Raw genomic sequence first — 18,485 nt, 5'->3', positions numbered from 1 at the left:
CGGCCGTGTGGAAGCGGCTCAACCCACGGGAATGACTCAGCGCAGCGGGCTCACTACACGAGAGCGATTCAGCCCCCGAGAACAGCTCAGCCCACGGCACCGCCTGAACCCACGGGACCAGCTCAGTCCGCAGCCGCGTCGGCGATGGCCGTCGCCGCGGCGATCTTCATGCCCTGGGTGATCGCGGTGGCCCCGGCGTCGAGGGCGCCTCGGAAGATGCCGGGGAAGGCCAGGACGTTGTTGATCTGGTTGGGGAAGTCACTGCGACCGGTCGCGACGACCTTGGCGTGCTTCTTCGCGACCTCCGGGTGCACCTCGGGATCCGGGTTCGAGAGAGCGAAGACGATCGCGTCGTCACTCATCGTCGCGATGAGATCCTCCGGGACCGACGAGGAGGAGACACCGACGAAGACGTCGGCGCCGTCGAGCGCCTCGGCGATACCACCGGAGACCTTGCACGGGTTCGTCTTCTCCGCGTACTCCGCCTTGATGTCGGTGAGGTTGTGGCGGCCGGGCACGAGGACGCCCCGGGAGTCGGTGACGACGACGTCGGAGACCCCGGCGCCCAGGAGGATCTCGGCGATCGCGATGCCGGCGGCACCGGCGCCGGCGACGACCACCTTGAGCGTCGACAGATCCCGCTCGACGACCCGGGCCGCATTCGTGAGCGCGGCGAGGACGACGACGGCGGTGCCGTGCTGGTCGTCGTGCATGACCGGCATGTCGAGGGCCTCCTTGACGCCTCGCTCCAGCTCGAAGCAGCGCGGGGCGGAGATGTCCTCAAGGTTCACCGCACCGAAGCTCGACCGCAGGTGGACGAGGGTCTCGGCGATCTCACGGCACACCTGGGCCACACCCGGCGTGTAGGCGACCGACAGGTCGCGCTTGGTCTCGATCGGGGCGGAGAGGGAGATGGAGAGCTTGCCGCCCTCGTGGGCGCCGAAGATCTCGCCCTCGGTGATGGGAGCGGAGGACGAGGCAGTGGAAGAAGCGGTGGACTTGTCGGTCTACGTCATCGTGAACCTTCTGGCAGCCGGACGGGGACAGGGACGGCGGCCGGGAGCAGGCCCGGCCGAACGGTCCGAAGAACGTAACGTGCGTCACGTGCGCCTGGCCGGAAAACGTTCATACCGGTCTCGTCTCACTTCTCCCACGAGGGAGGACGCCGACAGGACGGCCGCCGGAACACCCGGGACGGCCGGGCCGCGTGCGAGGATCACCCCGTGCACTCCCTCTCCCCCGATGCCCTCACGACCTTCTGGGACCTCGCCCGGCGATCGTCCCCCGACCTCCCCGCCCAGCCGCCTCCACCCGACCGGGTGTGGGGCTTCGGCGCGACCCCCGCGCACGCCGACACACTCCTCCGGCTCGTCCTCGAGGGCACGAAGACGGGGACCTCGGGATCCCTGTGGGACTACCGTGCCGCCGGCGAGGAGGTCACCCGGGTCGGGGACCTCGACGTAATCCTCGACGGCGCGGGCCTGCCCCGGGCGGTCATCCGGACGGTCGCCGTCGAGATCGTCCCGTTCGGCGAGGTCTCCGCCGCACATGCCCGGGCGGAGGGTGAGGACGACCGTTCCCTCCGGTCGTGGCGCCGCACCCACCAGGACTTCTTCACCCGGTACGCCCGCCACGACCGCGGGTTCTCCGCGCACATGCCGGTGGTCTGCGAACGCTTCGAACTCGTCTTCCCCCGGCCCGCTCCACGCTGACACCGCTCCACGCCGACACCGGGTCCGGGACGGGAGGGTCCGGGACGTCCGGTCGGAGGGGGGTGTCACCCCTCGCAACCCCTCGCGAGTACCGCTGCCACCCGGAGAATCACCCGTACCTCTGTTCCTCCTCCAGGACCGGCATGCATACGATGCGAGCCACGCATCATCACGGAGTGAGGGGCGGACATGACACAGACGCAGGAACAGACGAACGCCGGGTATCGGCCCAACACCGAGCGGATGAAGGGCAAGGTCACCCTCGTCACCGGTGGCACCCGCGGCATCGGCGCCGCGATCAGCCACGAGCTCGGCCGCCACGGAGCCACCGTCGCCGCGGGGTTCAGCGGCAACGTCGAACGGGCCGAGCAGTTCGCACAGGGACATGCCGAGAAGTTCGACGCACCGGTCTCCGTCCACCAGGGCAACGTCGCCAATCCGGACGACTGCCGGCGCGTCATCGACGAGGTGCTGGAGAAGCACGGGCGCCTGGACGTCCTGGTGAACAACGCGGGCATCACGATCGACAAGACGATCCTCAAACTCGACGACGACGACTGGAAGAAGGTCCTCGACGTCAACCTCGGTGGCGCCTTCTACCTCTCCCAGGCGGCTCTGCGCCACATGGCCGACCGGGGCACCGGCCGGATCATCAACGTCAGTTCGATCATCGGCGAGATCGGCAACATCGGACAGGCCAACTACGCGGCCTCGAAGTCCGGCCTGTTCGGCCTCACGAAGACACTGGCCCGCGAGGCCGCCTTCCTGCTCGGCAAGTCCGGCAAGCTCGAGGACGAGACCGCCATGGGCATCACGGTCAACACGGTGACGCCCGGCTACACGCTCACCGAGATGGTCGAGGCCGTCCCGGAGAAGGTGCTGAACAAGATCAAGGGCAGCATCCAGCTGCAGCGCCTGGGTCGGCCCGACGAGGTCGCCCGGGTCGTCATGTTCCTCGCCTTCGACGAGTCCTCCTACATCACCGGTCAGGTGTGGGGCGTCAACGGCGGACAGGACATGTGAGCGGACAGGACATTCGACCTGCGGGCACGCTCACGGGGCGCCTTTGTAGGGTGGGGTCGCTCCCCGAATCCCCACGGAAGGTCCCCCATGAGCGTGCCCACCCCCACGTCCACCACCGCACCCGAGGTGCCCGCCACGTCCGGTGCCCCCGGTCAGGGCGCCTCGGCGGCGCGGATCCTCGCCGGGATCGACGCCACCCTGGAGTGGATGCACCCAGCCTATGAGTGGTTCCACGCCCACCCCGAGCTCTCCATGCAGGAGACGGAGACCCGGGCGGAGATCCGGCGGCGGCTGGAGGAGATGGACGGGTTCGACCTCGTCGAGGTGGGCGGCGGGATCATCGCGGTCCTGCGCAACGGTCCGGGCCGGTCGGTCCTGTTCCGCGCCGATTTCGACGGCCTGCCCGTCACCGAGGCCACCGGCGTGCCCTACGCCTCGACGCGGACTGCGGTCTCCCCTGAGGACGGGTCGACGGTCGGTGTCATGCACGCCTGCGGCCACGACGTCCACGTGACGGCCCTGCTGGGCGCCTGTGAGCTCATGAGCCGCGGACGCGCGCACTGGTCGGGCACCTTCATGGCGCTGTTCCAGCCCGGTGAGGAGACCCTGCAGGGCGCCCGCGCGATGGTCGAGGACGGGCTGGCGAGCGCGATCCCCCGGCCCGACGTGGCGCTCGGACAGCACGTCATGGGTGCCCGTGCGGGCACCTTCACCGTCGTCTCCGGGCCCACGATGTCCGCCGCGATGGCCTGCACGATCACACTGCACGGCACCGGTGGTCACGGTTCCATGCCGCACCTCACGGTCGACCCCGTGCTGCTCGCCGCGCAGATCGTCGTCCGTCTCCAGGGCATCGTGGCCCGGGAGCTGAAGCCCGGCGAGTTCGGCGTCGTCACCGTCGGCGCCCTCAACGCCGGGAACAAGCACAACATCATCCCGGAGACCGCCACCCTGCTGCTGTCCTGCCGGGCCTACACGGACGAGGTGCGCGACACCCTGCAGGCCGCCGTCGAGCGGATCGTCCGTGCGGAGTGCGCCGCCTCCGGGGCGCCTCGGGAGCCCGACATCGAGTGGGGCATCGGGCCGATCACGGACAACGACCCCGAGGTGGCCGACCGGGTCCGCGACGCGCTCGGCACGCACTTCGGGCAGGCCGCGATCGAGGCGCCCGAGCCCTCGACCGGCTCCGAGGACTTCGCCTACATCCCCGAGGCCTTCGGGACGCCCTACGCCTACTGGTTCCTCGGCGGGTTCGAGGACCCGGACACGGCTCCCGGCAACCACTCGCCGCACTTCGCGCCGGTCCAGGACCCGACCCTGCAGGCGGGCGCCGAGGCAGTCGTCGTCGCCGCTCTGGAATTTCTCGACTGACCGCACTCCCGACCTCAGGACTCAGGACGGGTTCACCGGGAACTCCGCGCCGTGCGGCCGCGGGTGATGCCGACGAAGGCCTGGATGTCCTCGGAGTCCTTGCGCTGCAGCCAGGCGAGCAGGACCGGGGACACCGGCCCGCCCGTCAGCGGCCGGAAGGTCACGTCCTTGCGGTGGTGCAGGCGGGCCAGGGACATCGGCACGATCGTGATGCCCACCCCGGTCGCCACCGTCGCGATCGTCGCCTCGGTGTCGGGGATCCGCGGGAAGGCCGGCTCCAGGGTCCCGGGCACCCGGGGGTCCCCGAGCACGTCGTCACCGGGGATCACGAGGACCTCGCCGGCCAGGTCGTCGGCGTCGAGGGTCTCGGCGACGGTGAGGTCGGAGTCGACCGACATCACGACGACCGCCTGCTCCTCGTAGAGCGCGACGGCGTGCATGTCGGTGCGGTCGAAGGGTTCCCGGACGAGGGCCACGTCGACCTGTTCGTCGGCGAGCGCCCGACGCTGGTCGGCCACGGGGATCTCGATCATCTCGAGCGTCACGTGCGGCATCCGCTCGCGCCAGCGCTCCACCCACTTGCCCGGCATGGCGCCGGGAACGACGCCGAACCGCAGGGTCCGCGGTTCCGGCGGTGCCACGGTCTCCCGCTCCCGAGGCGCCCCGCCCTTCGCCTGTTTCCGTGCGGCGGCCTTCGCGCCCCCGGTTCTCGGCCCGCGCGGTGCACCCGACCGGCCACTCGCACCTCGTGCGCCCCGTCCGCCGCTCCGTCCACCGCCGCGGCCGCCTGCGGATCCCCTGCTCTGTGCCATGCCCTCAGGGTAGTGCGCCACCTCCAGACGGCATCCACCGGACGGCACACCGGAATTCACACAGGACCGTCCACAGGCTTGTCCACAGCAGGGGAAATTTTCTGTGGACGGCTGTGCATGGGAGCCGGTGAGACGCCCGTCGCCCGGAGTTCACCCTGCGTTCGCCTCCGGGTCCGGCGCGGACGGCACGTCCCGTCACCTCCACCCTGTGGAATGTCCGTGCCCCGTCCGCTGGACTCCCCCGTCGACGTTCCCCGACCCCGAGAGGCCCACCCGTGCCCGTACCCACCCCGACCGCCACCGACTCCTCCACCGGTCACCGTCGCCCGGGCCGCCCCCGCTGTGACGAGCTCGACGACCGTCTGGTCGAGGCCGTCCTCGAGCTCCTGCACGACGGCGCGGACGTGACGGTCAACGCGGTGGTCCGGGCCTCCGGGGTCAGCCGGGCGACGCTCTACCGCCGGTGACGTGGGATCGACGACCTCGTCGCGGCGGCCCTCGACCACGGGCGGGTGCACCCGGAGATCCCCCTCGACGGCGACCTGCGGGCGAACATCGAACACGCCCTGTTCGACACCCTCCACCCCTCGCTGGACTCCTACCCCGAGACCCGTCTGCGCGAACGTCTGCGCCTCGTGATGGCCGACCGGGCCCTCCAACGCACCTACTGGAGCGCCCATGTGACCCGCCGCCGCGAATCGCTCGCCGCGGCCCTCCACGCCGGGGTCGAGCGGGGGCTGTTGCGCCGCGACCTCGACGTCGAGGCGACGATCGACCTGCTCAACGGCGTCTTCTACTACCAGTACGTCGTCCGCGGGGTCTCGGCCACCCGGCCCGATGCGCTGGCCCGGTGCCGGGCCGCCTTCGACACCGTGTGGCGGGGGATCGAACGCGGCGACTGACGGTCACTCCCGTCATGGAAGAATGAAGGCCATGACTCGCGTGACGCTCGCAGACCTGGATCCCGCTCTCGCCCTCGGCCCGCTCGACGGCCGGTACCGCAAGGACACCGCACCGCTCGTCGACCACCTCTCGGAGGCCGCGCTCAACCGCGACCGCATCCACGTCGAGGTCGAATGGTTCATCCACCTCGCGGAGAACGGGGTCGTCCCCGGCACCCGGGAACTCCTCGAGGACGAGAAGACCCAGCTGCGGGCCCTCGTCACCGGTTTCGACCTGGAGACGGTGCAGGAACTGGCCACCTTCGAGGCCGTGACCGTCCACGACGTCAAGGCCGTCGAGTACGTCATCAAGGACTCGCTGTCGCAGATCGGCGCCGACGACCTCTCCGAGCTCGTGCACTTCTGCTGCACCTCCGAGGACATCAACAACCTGTCCTACGCCCTGGGAATCAAGAGCGCCGTCGAGCAGGTGTGGCTGCCGCGGGCGAAGACCCTCATCGACACGCTGGCGCAGATGGCCGAGGACCTGGCGGACACCCCCATGCTCTCCCACACCCACGGCCAGCCGGCGACGCCGAGCACCATGGGCAAGGAGCTGGCCGTCGTCGTCCACCGGCTCGCCCGCCAGTACCGCCGGATCGCGGCCACCGAGTTCCTCGGCAAGATCAACGGCGCGACCGGCACCTACGCCGCGCACACCGTCGCGGCGCCGGACGCCGACTGGCCGGCTCTCGCCCGCACCTTCGTCGAGAAGCTGGGCCTCACGTTCAACCCGCTCACCACGCAGATCGAGTCGCACGACTGGCAGGCGGAGCTCTACGCGGACATCGCCCGGTTCAACCGGATCGCGCACAACCTCGCCACCGACATGTGGACCTACATCTCGATGGGCTACTTCAAGCAGATCCCCGTCGAGGGCGCGACCGGCTCGTCGACGATGCCGCACAAGGTCAACCCCATCCGGTTCGAGAACGCCGAGGCCAACCTGGAGCTCTCCTGCTCCTTCCTCGACACCCTGGGCGCCACGCTCGTCACCTCGCGGCTGCAGCGCGACCTCACGGACTCCACCAGTCAGCGCAACATCGGTGTGGCCTTCGGCCACTCCGTCCTCGCGATGAACAACCTGGTCAAGGGACTGGAGAAGCTGGCGATCAACGCCGAGGCACTGGCCGCCGACCTCGACACCAACTGGGAGGTCCTCGCCGAGGCGATCCAGTCCGTCATGCGTGCCGCCTACCTGCAGGGCGTGCCGGGCATGGAGAACCCCTACGAGAAGCTCAAGGACCTCACCCGCGGCCACACCGTCGGTCGGCCCGAGCTCCAGGAGTTCGTCCGCGGCCTCGGACTGCCGGAGGCGGAGACCGAGCGCCTGGCGGCCCTCACCCCGGCCGCCTACATCGGCCACGCCGCGGCACTGGCCCGCGAGGAGGTCGCCGCCTGGCGCGGCTGAGCTCTACGCCGCCCGGACCCCGGCACCCCACCGACTGAGCCGACCATGCATCGCACGATCCGGAGCAGCCTGGCAGGCATCACCACCTTCCTGATGGTGATGTTCTTCGTGCTGGGCGGACTCTTACTCGTCGCGGCGGTGCTCCTGGGCATCCTCGTCGACCCGTGGTTGCTGTTCACCGGCCTCGCCTGCCTTCCTCTCTTCGGGTTCGCATTGCTGTACCGGTGGACCCGGCGTCGCACCCGCCTGGAGATCACGCCCGAAGGTTTCACCTGGTGGGGGTACGCGTTCACCTCCGAACGGCACATCCGGTGGGACCAGGTCGTCCGCGTCGACCCGCCGGCCCCCGGCATGCCCAAGGGGACGGCCGCGCTCGTCCTCCTGCGCGACGGCACCGCCCGGCCGGTGTACGCCGAGTGGGAACCCCCGGTCGTCCGCCTTCTCGGCTACGACTTCCGCCCCGCACACGCCGCCCTCGTCGAGGGCCACAAGGCGTGGCTGGCCGCGCACCGCTGAGCTGTGCTCGACGCAGACGGATCCTGAGTGCCCGGTCGCCGCACCCGAGGCGCCCTGAGCTTCCGATGGGAAGTGCAGGGCGCCTCGACGGCGTCCGGGCGACTTTCCCGGGATCCACTGTTGACCTCGGATACCCCCTAGGGGTATGTTCATGGCATGGAGACACCGCACACCGACCACACGCCGCCCTCCGACGCCACGCCACAGCCGCCCCACGGGTACTCCCACGACAAGGCTGCCTACCGTGCACGGATGAAGCGGATCGAGGGCCAGGTCCGGGGTGTCGCCCGCATGATCGACGAGGACACGTACTGCATCGACGTCCTCACACAGATCTCCGCAGCCTCGGCCGCGCTCCACTCGGTCGCCGTCGCCCTGCTGGACGAACACATGAAGCACTGTGTCGTCACGGCCGCGAACGAATCCCCGGAAGCCGCCGCCGCCAAGATCGACGAGGCCACGAAGGCCATCACACGACTCATCAGGAGCTGATCCCCATGTCCACCACGAACCTCACCGTCTCCGGCATGACCTGCGGCCACTGCGTCGCCGCCGTCACCGAGGAGATCTCCGCACTCCCCGGTGTCACGGACGTCGCCGTCGACCTGCACGCCGGCGGGAACTCGCCCGTCACCGTCACCTCCGAGGCCCCGTTGGACGCCGCCGCGCTGGCCGGCGCCGTCGACGAAGCGGGGTACGCGGTCGTCGAGGGGTGAGCCCCGTGGCACCCACCGACGGTTCCGTCCCCGTCCTCGACGGGGACTCCGTTCCCGCGGGTCTGCGCGAGATCGACCTCGACATCACGGGGATGACCTGCGCGGCCTGCTCGACACGGATCGAGAAGAAACTCTCCCGCATGCCCGGGGTGAGCGCGACCGTGAGTCTGCCGCTCAACTCCGCACGTGTGCAGGTGAGCGATCCGGACACGACCCCCGAGGACCTCGTCGCGACCGTCGAGAGGACCGGCTACGGGGCGAGCGTCCGACCGGCACCCGGGAGCACCACGCCCGGCCCGCAGGTCGTCGACTACGACCCGCGCGGACTGCGGCCCCGCCTCGTCGGATCCGCCGTGCTCGGTGTACCCGCCGTCGTGATCTCGATGGTGATGGCCTGGCACTTCCCGGGCTGGCACTGGGTCGTCGCGGCCCTCGCCCTGCCCGTCGTCACCTGGGGCGCCTGGCCGTTCCACCGGGCCGCCGTCCATGCCCTGCGGGGTGGGTCGACGACGATGGACACCCTCGTGAGCCTGGGCGTGTCCGTCGCGGGCCTCTACTCGCTCGTCACGGTGATCGCCGCCGCGGCCGCGGGGAACGTCCTCCACCTGCCGGCGGGGACCCACGTGTGGTTCGAGGCGGGCGTGGCCGTCACGGTGTTCCTGCTCGTCGGCCGCCTCGTCGAGGAACGCGCGAAGTCCGGGGCCACCCGGGCGCTGCGGGCCCTGCTCGACCTGGGTGCCCCGACCGCACTGCGCCTGCCCTCGGCGGACGGAGCCGCGGTCACCCCGTCCGCCTCGGCCGCCGAAGAGGTGCCCGTCGCCGACCTGCACGTCGGTGACCTGCTCCTCGTCCGCCCCGGCAGCACCGTCCCCGTCGACGGCGTGGTCGTCGACGGGGAGTCGGCCGTCGACCGGTCGATGCTCACCGGTGAACCCGTGCCGGAGGACGTGTCCCCCGGCGCCGAGGTGATCGGCGGCACGCTCAACACGACCGGTGCGCTCACGGTCCGGGCCACCCGGGTCGGGGCGGACACGACACTCGCGATGATGGCCGATCTGGTGAACCGGGCACAGGCCTCGAAACCGCGTGCCCAGCGCCTGGCCGACCGGATCAGCGCGGTCTTCGTGCCCGCGGTGCTCGTGCTCGCGGTCGTCACCCTGCTCGCCTGGGGCCTGTTCACCGGCGACTGGGTGGCGGGCGGCCACGCGGCGCTCACGGTGCTCGTCATCGCCTGCCCGTGCGCGCTCGGGCTCGCCACGCCCACGGCGCTCGCGGTGTCCTCCGGACGGGGGTCCCAGCTGGGGATCCTCGTCTCCGGGGCACAGGCGATGGAGAACTCGCGGAGCGTCGACACCGTCGTCATGGACAAGACGGGAACCCTCACCGAGGGACGTCCCCGGGTGGTCGGCACCGATCTCGACGCCGCCACGCTCGCGCTCGTGGCCGCCGTCGAGTCCCGCAGCGAGCACCCGCTCGCCCGCGCGGTCGTCGACCATGCGGGTACGGTCGAGGGTGGCGGTGTCGAAAGTGGCGCTGTCGAGGATCGCACCGTCACGGCCTTCGCGAACGTCCCCGGCGGCGGGGTCGAGGGAGAGGTCGACGGACACCGGGTGCTCGTCGGTCGCCCCGACCTGCTGCGCGAACGCGGGATCGGGATCCCGGACGGGAGCCTGCAGACCCCGTCCGAGAAAGCACAGGAGGCGCAGGAGGCGTTCACGCTCGTGGCCGCGGCCGTCGACGGGGAACTGCGCGGCATCATCCAGATCGCGGACATCGTGCGGGAGGGCGCCTCGGCAGCGGTGGACGACATCCGCGCGCTGGGACTCCACCCCGTCCTGCTCACCGGGGACAACGCGGCCGTCGCCCGGGCGGTGGCCGCCGAACTCGGCATCGAGGAGGTCCACGCGGACGTCCGACCCGCGGACAAGGAGGCGGTCGTGGCCGACCTCCAGGAGCGCGGTCGGGTCGTCGCGATGGTGGGCGACGGGGTCAACGACTCCGCGGCCCTGGCCCGTGCGGACCTCGGCGTGGCGATGGGTGGTGGGACGGACGCGGCGATCGCCGCCTCGGACATCACACTCGTGCGTGACGACCCGCGCCAGGTCGCACAGGCGGTCCGGCTGTCACGGCGCACGCTCGGCACGATCCGGGGGAACCTCTTCTGGGCGTTCCTCTACAACACGCTCGCGCTGCCGATCGCGGCCTTCGGGTTGCTCGACCCGATGATCGCGGGTGCGGCGATGGCGTTCAGTTCGGTCTTCGTGGTGCTCAACAGCCTCCGGCTGCTGCGGTTCCGCTGAAGACCTCTGGCGAGAAGCCACATGTCGTCGGATCTCCGCCCGGGATCCGACGACATGTGCCTTCTCTGCTTCAGCAGCCGGGGGCGCCGCCGGTTCCTCAACGCGTGGGGAAGGTGAGCGTCGTCTCCGCGCCGCCGGCGGGGCCGTTGGCGAAAGTGATGTCGATGCCCAGCAGGTTCGCCTGACCCTGGGCGATCACGAGGCCCAGGCCCATGCCGCCGCCCCCACTGCTCACGAACCGGGACGGACCGTGGGCCAGGATGTCCGAGGGATACCCCTCCCCCGCATCCGAGACGACGACCCCCTGTGGGCTCGACCGCACGGTCACGGGGTCCGCGCCGTGCTTGATCGAGTTGATGACGAGGTTCGACACGATCCGTTCGAACCGGCGCTGGTCGGTGTCGATGACGGTGTCGCCGGCGTGCAGCTCGGTGACGACCTGCCGACCGGCGAGCGCGCCGGAGGCCTGCAGGGTCGCGTGGAGGCTGCGCAGGCAGTTGTCGACGTTCATCGGCCCCATCGAGGGCTGCGACCGGTTGGCGTCGAGGCGGGAGACCTCCAGGAGGTCCTCGACGAGCACCTGCAGACGGCCCACCCGGTCCCGGACGAGTTCCGCCGGCCGGGAGTCCTCCTCCAGCAGGTTCGCGGCGTTCACCAGACCGGTGAGCGGGGTGCGCATCTCGTGCGCGAGGTCGGAGGTGAACCGCTGCTCGGAGTCGAGGCGTTCCCGCAGGCGCTGCACGGCGGAGTCGACCGCCTCGGCGAGCGCCTGCACCTCGTCGTCGCCGGCCTCGATGACGTCGGAGATCCGGACCGAGGTGTCACCGCCGGCGATCCGCCGCGCGGCCTGGGCGCCGAGGGTGAGACGCCGGGACAGCTGCCCGGAGATCATGATCGCGATCCCGCCGATGACGACGGCCGCACCGACCATCGACCACAGGATCGCGGTGTCGATGCTGCGCAACAGGTCCGTCGAACTCTCCGTCGGGGAGCGGATCGACAGGACGGAGAGGTCCTCGCTCGTGCCCAGGCGCACCGGCGAGGCGGCCCACACGACCTCGACGGTCGTCCCGTCCTCGTTCACGACCTCGCCGCGCTTGGTCACGGTCCGCCCCGAGAGCGCGGACTCCCGGACGTCGGAGGGGAGCTCCTGGTCGTTCACGGTCGCGTTGAGCGAGACTACGCCGGTGGACAGGAGCACCTTCTCCGCGTTCTGCAGGTCACCGACGGCGATCTCACGCACGCGGTCGTCCTCCTGGAGGCCCACCGACTGCCGGACGAGGACGCCACAGGCCAGGACCGCGACGAGCACGGACACGACGATGAGCAGGGCGATCTTCCACCGCAGCGACAGGCTGATGCCACGTCGAGGGCGGGAGCGCGTCCCGGGATCCTCCCGTGTCGTCATGTCAGCCCGCGAACCGATAACCGAACCCGCGGACCGTCTCGATCATGCCGGCGCCGATCTTCTTACGCAGGCGCTGGATGTGGACGTCGACCACGCGGGAGTCACCGGCCCACTCGTAGCCCCACACCGTGTAGGCGATCTTCTCGCGGGAGTACACGTGTCCGGGCTCCTCGGTGAGCAGCAGGAGGACACGCAGCTCGGTGGGGGTCAGATGGACCTCCTTACCGTCGACCATGACGGTCAGGCGCCCGGTGTCGAGCACGAGCGAGCCGAGCTGGGTGCGGTAGGGGCCCAACTGTTCCCGCCCGGCGGAGTCCCCGGTCGGTTCCGCGCCGCGTGCGGTCGCCGCCCGACCCGCGTTGCCCCGTCCCCCGGTCGCGGGGGTGCGGGTCTCCGACGAGGCGCCGGCGGACGACCCGTTCGACGCACCGGACTGCGGGACTCCCATGAGATCCTCGTCCTCGTCCTCGGCGCCGGAGAGGGGCCGTTCCCAGGTGGCGGGATCGGACATGCCCGGCGAGGGGCCCAGGACCTCGGGGATCCCGTCGGCACCGATCTGCCCGCCGGGGCCCACGCCGGAGGCCTGTGCGGCGGCCGCGGGCGAGGTGGTCGTGCGGTCCGTGGGTGCGGGCCCACCGCTCGTCATGCCCATCTCGTCCGGGGAGAACCCCATCTGTGCGTTGCCGGCGGTGATGAACCGGCGGACGACGGCGCGGATCCGGGCGTTGAGCACCTGCATGTCGAAGGGCTTGGTCAGGTAGTCGTCCGCGCCGGCCTCCAGTGCCTGGACGATGTCGATCGGCTCGCTACGTGCGGAGATCACGACGATGGGCACGGAGGACCGTTCGCGGATCGCGCGGGTGATCGAGGCGCCATTCATCGTGGGCAGCATGAGGTCGAGCAGCACGATGTCCGCCCCGTTCGCCGCGACGAACTCGTAGCCGTCACGGCCGTCCTCGAATCCGGTGACCGTGTAGCCGAAGCGTTCGAGCGACAGCTGTGTGGTCTCCCGGATGACCTCGTCGTCCTCCACCAACACGATGTGCATGCATCAACCTCCGGAAATGAGCCGCTGTCCGGCCCGGAACGAACCGTCGCGGTAGTCGTAGAGGGTGACGGCCCCGCGCTGGTCGTCGTCCTCCGTGAACACCTGTTCCTCCTTGACGAGATTACCGTCCCGGCCCGGCGTGAGTCGCAGATCGTGCCCCGTGACGGTGAGTTCTATCTCGGGGGCCCGGCCGGCGTCACCGACGACGAGGCCCGCGAAGAACCGTTCGGCACCCGGTTCCGCCTTCACGTGGACGAGCTGGAACTTCTGGTCGTCGACGAACAGGGGACTCTGCGCCTCCATGCACTCCTCACAGTCCTGGAGCACCCGTCGCACCTGCTGGATCGGGCGGTCCTGCCCTCCGGAGTCGCCCTCGAGGATCTCCTCGGTGATCGCGGCCCCGTCGAAGGGTTCCCACCAGGACTCGTCGAAGGTCGCACTCACCGCCGCCGGGACCGGCTCCGGTACACCCGTCGACTCGACCCGCAGGGAGTCGTCCGGTCCGCAGCCTGCCGTCGCGAGCACCGTGACCAGCACCGGGGCCAGGAGGGCCGGGCGCAGGAGGGTGCGCGCGGACCCGCATGGCACGGGCCCACGGCGGTGGTGGCGCGGAGGTCTCATCGTGGTCCCAGTCTGCCACGTGCCCTCGGACGCACATCTCCGCCGTTCCGATCCGGTGTTCAGGCCCGGCCCGTACCATGGTGGGATGCTGCATCCGCGGAACACCTCCGATCCCTCCTCGCCCCGCTCCACCGGTACCGGCGCGCCCGCCGACCGGCCGGTCGGGTTCCAGGACGCCCTGGTCTTCGGGGCCGTCGCAGCAGGCGTGGTCTTCGTCATCACCCTGCTCGTCACGAAGGCCTGGCTCGACCCGCGTCTGCTCGGGTACGTGGCGATCTACGCCGCCGTCGCCTTCGTCTCCGTCAGCGGGATCTCCGCCCTCCTGCACCTCGTGACCCGGAAGTCCACCGAGAAGCAGCGAGACCAGCAGTTCCCCGTCCTCGACTGACCGGCGGCCCGCTGGCACCGTCCCTGCGGCGAAGGCGCGCTCGAAGTACCAAACCCACGTACTCCTTCGCTCCTCCGCCTTGCAGGCACGGCACCATCGAACCGCCGGTAGGTGGGTCAGATCGCGTAGATCCGACCGCGGTTCTGCAGCTCGTCGAGCTGGCGGGCACAGCGGATGTACCCGAGGTGGGAGTAGGCCTGCGGGTGGTTTCCCAGGTGGGTCTCCGTCGAGGGGTCGTACTCCTCGGGGAAGAGGCCGGTGGGACCCATGAGGTCGTCGAGGCGGGTGAACAGGTCCTGGGCGTCGGCGTGTCGGCCGACGAGGATGAACGCCTCGATGAGCCAGGTCGTGCAGATGTGGAATCCACCCTCGAGGCCCGGCAGGCCGTCCTCGTAGTGGTAGCGCCACACGGTCGGGCCGACGCGCAGGTCACGCTCGATCGCGTCGACCGTCGCGACGAACCGCGGGTCGTCCGGGGCCAGGAGACCCGAGAGTCCGATGAACAGGCAGGCGGAGTCGAGGTCGTCCTCGCCGTAGGCGACGGTGTAGGCGCCGACCTCCTCGTTCCACCCGCGTGAGGTGACGTCCTCGGCGATCTCCTCCCGCAGCTGCCGCCAGGCACCGGGCATGTCCCGCTCGAAGTGCTCGGCCAGGCGGATCGCCCGGTCGACCGTCACCCAGCACATGACCTTCGTGTAGACGTTGTGCTTGGGGTCCCGGCGGGCCTCCCAGATGCCGTGGTCCGGTTCCTGCCACCGGCGTTCGACGGCGGTGACCATCTGGCAGGTGAGGTCCCAGTTGGCGTCGGAGAGCGTACCGACGGTCGTCGCGAGGTCGTGCAGGAGCTCCGTGACCGGCCCGAACACGTCGAGCTGCACCTGGTGCTCGGCGGCGTTACCCACGCGGACGGGGCGGGAACCGGCGTAGCCGGGCAGGTGTTCGAGCACGGCCTCCGTGGTGAGCGCCGACCCGTCGACCGCGTAGAGCGGATGGAGCTGTTCGGGTCCGGCCGCCTCGTCGAGGATCCCGGCGAGCCACACGAGGAAGCCCTCCGCCTCGGCCGTCGACCCGAGGGCCAGCAGTTCCCGGACGGTCATGGACCCGTCGCGCAGCCACGTGTACCGGTAGTCCCAGTTGCGCACGCCACCGATCCCCTCGGGCAGCGAGGTGGTCGCGGCGGCGAGCACACCACCGGTCGGCACGTGGCACAGGGAGCGCAGGGTGATGGCGGAGCGGACGACCTCTTCCTGCCGGTAGGTCGGCAGGTCGAGGGTCTCGACCCAGTTCCGCCAGTAGCCGGCGGCCTTGCGCTGTTCCTCCGGTTCGCCGCCGCCCAGCAGCACGTCGGTGTCCTCGAAGGACCCGCCGCACTCGAGGACGAGGACGACCTCGCCGTGCGGGAAGTCGGAGGGGCGGATGTGGGCGACGGCCGTGTCGGAACCGTGCTCGCGCACGATCTCCCAGTCGATGCCCTCGGTGTGGAGCACGATCGGCTCCGCGGTGCCGGTGACACGCACACCCTCCGACACCTTCTCCAGGCGCGTGGGATAAGCGCCGAAGTCCGGCCGCGGGGCGAACCGGACCTCCGCCTCGGCGTCGCCGCGCAGGACGCGGACGAGGACGGTGTCCTGGCTGTCCTCCGGTACCGGCGCCAGGTAGTCGCGGACCGTGAGGCCCGGCCACCGGGTCTCGACGAGGGTGGTGTGCGGGACGTAGGCCTGGGTGATCCGCTGGGCGTCGCCGGCCGGCGCGACGGAGAAGTACCCGGCGGCCTCCGAACCGAGGACCTCGGAGAACATCGAGGCCGAGTGCGGCAACGGGTGTGGCATCCAGCAGATGCGGCCGTTCGGGTCGACGAGGGCCGTCGACTGTCCGTTCGCGAGCAGAGAGTGCCGCTCGATCGGCACGGCGGACCGCCCGAACAGCCAGGAGCGCCGCATCTCGAAGACACTCGTGAGGACGAGGGCCACCGTCCGGGGGTCCGGTACCAGGTGCTCGGCCCGTGTGTCGACCGTGCCGAGCCCGTCGGCGGCGGCCTTCGCGAGGACGGCGGCGCTCACGACCTTCACACCCACGTCACCCTCGCCCAGGGTGGCGAGCGCCAGTTCGTCGGAGGTGTCGTCACCGATGTACAGGACCGCGGTGGCCCCGGTGTCGGCGCGCAGGGCGTCGAGCGCGTCGCCCTTCGAGGAGACGACGACCGTGATGTCGGCGACCTCCTTGCCCCGGACCACGTGCGCCTCGGGCTCCTCCAGGCCGATCCGGGCGATCGCCTTCTCGGCGGCCATCCGCGTCGCCTGGTCGAGTCCACGCAGGTGGACGGCCACGCCGGTGGGCTTGGACTCGACGAAGACCTCCGGGTGGTCGGCGGCGAGTTCGAGCGCGATGCGACGGATCCGGGTGAGAGCGGCCTGCTGGTCGGCGTCGAGTGCGGACACCGCGTCGATGTCCGTCTCACTGCCGTGTGACCCGACGAGGGTGACCTCACGCGGCAGGCGGGACATCGCGGCGAGGTCGCGCAGGGACCGACCGGAGATCACGGCGACGTCCGTGTCCGGCAGAGCCGACAGGGCCCGCATGCTCACCAGGGAGATCGGCAGCGGGTAGGCCTGGGTGGGCTTGGCGACGATCGGGGCGATCGTGCCGTCGTAGTCGGTGGCGACGAGGAGCCGGGGCGAGCGGGCCAGGGCGACGAGGGCGTCGAAGAGGTCCCCGTCGAGGGTCCGCATCGCCACCGCGAGGTCGCCGAGGGGACCGGCCGTGGGGGCCGCGGGGTCCCAGGACTCCACGGCGGGACCGAAATGGGACTCTGGTGTGACGGGTACCGACATGGGCCCTCCCGAAGGGGTGTGAGAGTGGGGCGGGTGCCGGTCAGCGGCGTGACCTGCGCGAGTACCCGCCCAACATATACAGAACCGCGCCGATCGTCACCACGGCACCCGTGGATCCGAGCACCGTGAGCGCCCCCATCGAGGTGGAGACGAAGATGATGACACCGAGTGCCGCGTGGAGCACTCCGGTGATGAGGAAGTCCGAACGCATGCGCCGGCCCTTCTGCTGTGCCCACACCCACAGCTCCACGAGGCCGTGGAGGAAGGCCCACACGGCGATCGCCGCCCGGAGCTCGCCGGGGACGTCCGCGAGGAACAGGAACACGATCCCCGGAAGCGTCACGACCGCCTGGCCCCACACCGCGGTGGTGAGCAGGCCCGCGCCGGAGGCGTCGTCCGTCGGGACCTTCCGCAGGGACAGCCCCTGGAGCACGAGGAGCACGGCGGAGCCGAGCAGGTAGGCGAGCAGGAGCATGTCCGCGGTGCCGACGGTGACGGACAGATCCGTCATCCCGGTGAGTTCGACGCGCGGCCAGAAGACGGTCGCCAGCCCGAAGGCCGCACCCCACACACCCCGGACGAACATCCACGTGCCCAGGCGCCGGGAGCCCTCGGCACCGGCCGTGTCGCCCGGCAGGTCGTCGTCGTGCAGGTCCGTCTTGCCGGGGAGGTCCCGGTCGTCATCGCTCTGGCTGCTCACCCGGACAGTGTAGAACCGGCCTCCGACCGCACCGTTCAGAGTCTGCACGATCCGCTATTCACATAATTACGTAATTCCTGTACTTTCGGAATATGGGCAAGAAGAAGACCGACCTCGAGCGCCGCGTGGCGCGGCTCGAATCCACCGTTGCCGACCTGGCCGACCTCCTCCGGGAGCAGTCGGATGCCGGCGCTGCAGACCGGAAGGTGGAAGCGGAGACCGGGGCCACGACGGGCACCGGCGGGCAGGGCGCCTCGGGAGCGGAGTCCCCGTTCTTCGCCGTCGAGGGGCTCAAGGCCCTGCCGGGACTCCAGGAGGCAGGCGGCGGGGTCCTCTACGCCGGCGTGCTCGGCGGGCCCGACCGGCCGCCCGAGCGCCGTCTCGAGTGGCAGTACGCCCGGCCGGCCGACCACCTCGAGCAGAAGGACTTCGCGGCCTCGGCCGCCTCGCTCGCGGCACTCGCGAGCCCGGTGCGGCTGTCGGTCCTCCAAGCGGTCTACGCCGGGGTCTCGACGGTCGCGGAACTCGCCGAGAGCGGCGAGTACGGATCCACCGGCCAGATCTACCACCACATCAATGCACTCGCGTCCGCCGGGTGGCTGCACTCGCCGCGGCGCGGGCGCTGGGAGGTCCCGGAACACCGGGTCATCCCACTGCTCACACTCGTCCTCGTCACCCAGGAGTGAG

General features: G+C 70.7%; 18 protein-coding genes and 1 pseudogene. 12 read left to right on the top strand and 7 right to left on the bottom strand.

Annotated features, from left to right (window positions below; all coding sequences use genetic code 11):
• Positions 1-125: 125 nt before the first annotated feature.
• Positions 126-962 (bottom strand): annotated as a pseudogene (locus AAD496_RS00815) (NAD(P)-dependent malic enzyme); the annotation flags it as partial.
• Positions 963-1,223: 261 nt separating this feature from the next.
• Between AAD496_RS00815 and AAD496_RS00810 the strand changes: the two are divergent.
• From AAD496_RS00810 to AAD496_RS00800, 3 genes are all read left to right on the top strand, one after another.
• Entirely contained in the window at positions 1,224-1,712 is a 489-nt protein-coding gene (locus AAD496_RS00810; protein WP_349826723.1) for an ASCH domain-containing protein, read from the top strand.
• 189 nt (positions 1,713-1,901) lie between these two features.
• On the top strand, positions 1,902-2,735 hold the full coding sequence (fabG, locus tag AAD496_RS00805; RefSeq protein WP_349826722.1) for a 3-oxoacyl-ACP reductase FabG: 834 nt from the start codon (positions 1,902-1,904) through the stop codon (positions 2,733-2,735).
• 87 nt (positions 2,736-2,822) lie between these two features.
• Positions 2,823-4,106, top strand: coding sequence for an amidohydrolase (locus AAD496_RS00800; RefSeq protein WP_349826721.1), 1,284 nt, complete (start codon positions 2,823-2,825; stop codon positions 4,104-4,106).
• A 32-nt stretch (positions 4,107-4,138) separates the two neighbouring features.
• On the opposite strand, the gene AAD496_RS00795 is transcribed toward AAD496_RS00800, so the two are convergent.
• Complete coding sequence (locus AAD496_RS00795; protein ID WP_349826720.1) at positions 4,139-4,747, bottom strand: LysR family substrate-binding domain-containing protein; 609 nt, start codon at positions 4,745-4,747, stop codon at positions 4,139-4,141.
• A gap of 446 nt (positions 4,748-5,193) precedes the next feature.
• Here AAD496_RS00795 and AAD496_RS00790 point away from each other — a divergent pair, with 446 nt between their 5' ends.
• From AAD496_RS00790 to AAD496_RS00760, 7 genes are all read left to right on the top strand, one after another.
• Positions 5,194-5,385: a hypothetical protein gene (locus AAD496_RS00790; RefSeq protein ID WP_349826719.1), complete on the top strand. Its 192-nt coding sequence runs from the start codon at positions 5,194-5,196 to the stop codon at positions 5,383-5,385.
• Positions 5,386-5,430: 45 nt separating this feature from the next.
• On the top strand, positions 5,431-5,820 hold the full coding sequence (locus tag AAD496_RS00785) for a TetR-like C-terminal domain-containing protein (protein WP_349826718.1): 390 nt from the start codon (positions 5,431-5,433) through the stop codon (positions 5,818-5,820).
• A 31-nt stretch (positions 5,821-5,851) separates the two neighbouring features.
• A complete protein-coding gene (gene purB, locus AAD496_RS00780) occupies positions 5,852-7,270 on the top strand; it encodes an adenylosuccinate lyase (RefSeq protein ID WP_349826717.1) in 1,419 nt (472 codons plus the stop codon).
• Between the two features lie 45 nt (positions 7,271-7,315).
• Positions 7,316-7,786 (top strand): hypothetical protein, encoded by a 471-nt coding sequence (locus AAD496_RS00775; RefSeq protein WP_349826716.1) that lies wholly within the window; start codon positions 7,316-7,318, stop codon positions 7,784-7,786.
• 156 nt (positions 7,787-7,942) lie between these two features.
• A complete protein-coding gene (locus AAD496_RS00770; RefSeq protein WP_349826715.1) occupies positions 7,943-8,278 on the top strand; it encodes a metal-sensitive transcriptional regulator in 336 nt (111 codons plus the stop codon).
• Between the two features lie 5 nt (positions 8,279-8,283).
• Complete coding sequence (locus tag AAD496_RS00765; RefSeq protein ID WP_349826714.1) at positions 8,284-8,502, top strand: heavy-metal-associated domain-containing protein; 219 nt, start codon at positions 8,284-8,286, stop codon at positions 8,500-8,502.
• 5 nt (positions 8,503-8,507) lie between these two features.
• Positions 8,508-10,802, top strand: a complete 2,295-nt coding sequence (locus AAD496_RS00760) for a heavy metal translocating P-type ATPase (RefSeq protein ID WP_349826713.1) — start codon at positions 8,508-8,510, stop codon at positions 10,800-10,802.
• A 97-nt stretch (positions 10,803-10,899) separates the two neighbouring features.
• Here AAD496_RS00760 and AAD496_RS00755 read toward each other — a convergent pair whose 3' ends face one another.
• The 3 genes from AAD496_RS00755 to AAD496_RS00745 are packed head-to-tail and all read right to left on the bottom strand — an operon-like array spanning position 10,900 to position 13,879.
• The gene (locus AAD496_RS00755; protein ID WP_349826712.1) at positions 10,900-12,210 is read right to left on the bottom strand and encodes a sensor histidine kinase; all 1,311 of its coding nucleotides are present in this window, start codon (positions 12,208-12,210) and stop codon (positions 10,900-10,902) included.
• A gap of 1 nt (position 12,211) precedes the next feature.
• Positions 12,212-13,258 (bottom strand): response regulator transcription factor, encoded by a 1,047-nt coding sequence (locus AAD496_RS00750; protein ID WP_349826711.1) that lies wholly within the window; start codon positions 13,256-13,258, stop codon positions 12,212-12,214.
• Positions 13,259-13,261: 3 nt separating this feature from the next.
• Positions 13,262-13,879 carry a hypothetical protein gene (locus tag AAD496_RS00745; protein ID WP_349826710.1) on the bottom strand — a complete coding sequence of 206 codons (618 nt, stop codon included), beginning with the start codon at positions 13,877-13,879 and terminating at the stop codon, positions 13,262-13,264.
• 85 nt (positions 13,880-13,964) lie between these two features.
• Here AAD496_RS00745 and AAD496_RS00740 point away from each other — a divergent pair, with 85 nt between their 5' ends.
• Positions 13,965-14,267, top strand: a complete 303-nt coding sequence (locus AAD496_RS00740; protein ID WP_349826709.1) for a hypothetical protein — start codon at positions 13,965-13,967, stop codon at positions 14,265-14,267.
• Positions 14,268-14,383: 116 nt separating this feature from the next.
• On the opposite strand, the gene otsB is transcribed toward AAD496_RS00740, so the two are convergent.
• Both otsB and AAD496_RS00730 read right to left on the bottom strand, forming a co-directional pair.
• A complete protein-coding gene (otsB, locus tag AAD496_RS00735; RefSeq protein WP_349826708.1) occupies positions 14,384-17,098 on the bottom strand; it encodes a trehalose-phosphatase in 2,715 nt (904 codons plus the stop codon).
• Between the two features lie 40 nt (positions 17,099-17,138).
• Positions 17,139-17,798 carry a hypothetical protein gene (locus tag AAD496_RS00730; protein ID WP_349826707.1) on the bottom strand — a complete coding sequence of 220 codons (660 nt, stop codon included), beginning with the start codon at positions 17,796-17,798 and terminating at the stop codon, positions 17,139-17,141.
• A gap of 92 nt (positions 17,799-17,890) precedes the next feature.
• Between AAD496_RS00730 and AAD496_RS00725 the strand changes: the two genes are divergently transcribed.
• Entirely contained in the window at positions 17,891-18,484 is a 594-nt protein-coding gene (locus tag AAD496_RS00725) for a helix-turn-helix domain-containing protein (RefSeq protein WP_349826706.1), read from the top strand.
• Position 18,485: the final 1 nt, after the last annotated feature.

The sequence above is a fragment of the Brevibacterium litoralis genome (assembly GCF_040212315.1).
GTDB lineage: Bacteria > Actinomycetota > Actinomycetes > Actinomycetales > Brevibacteriaceae > Brevibacterium > Brevibacterium litoralis.
The sequence above is the reverse complement of the archived record's forward strand: the minus strand, read 5'-3'. Positions and strand labels throughout refer to the sequence as shown.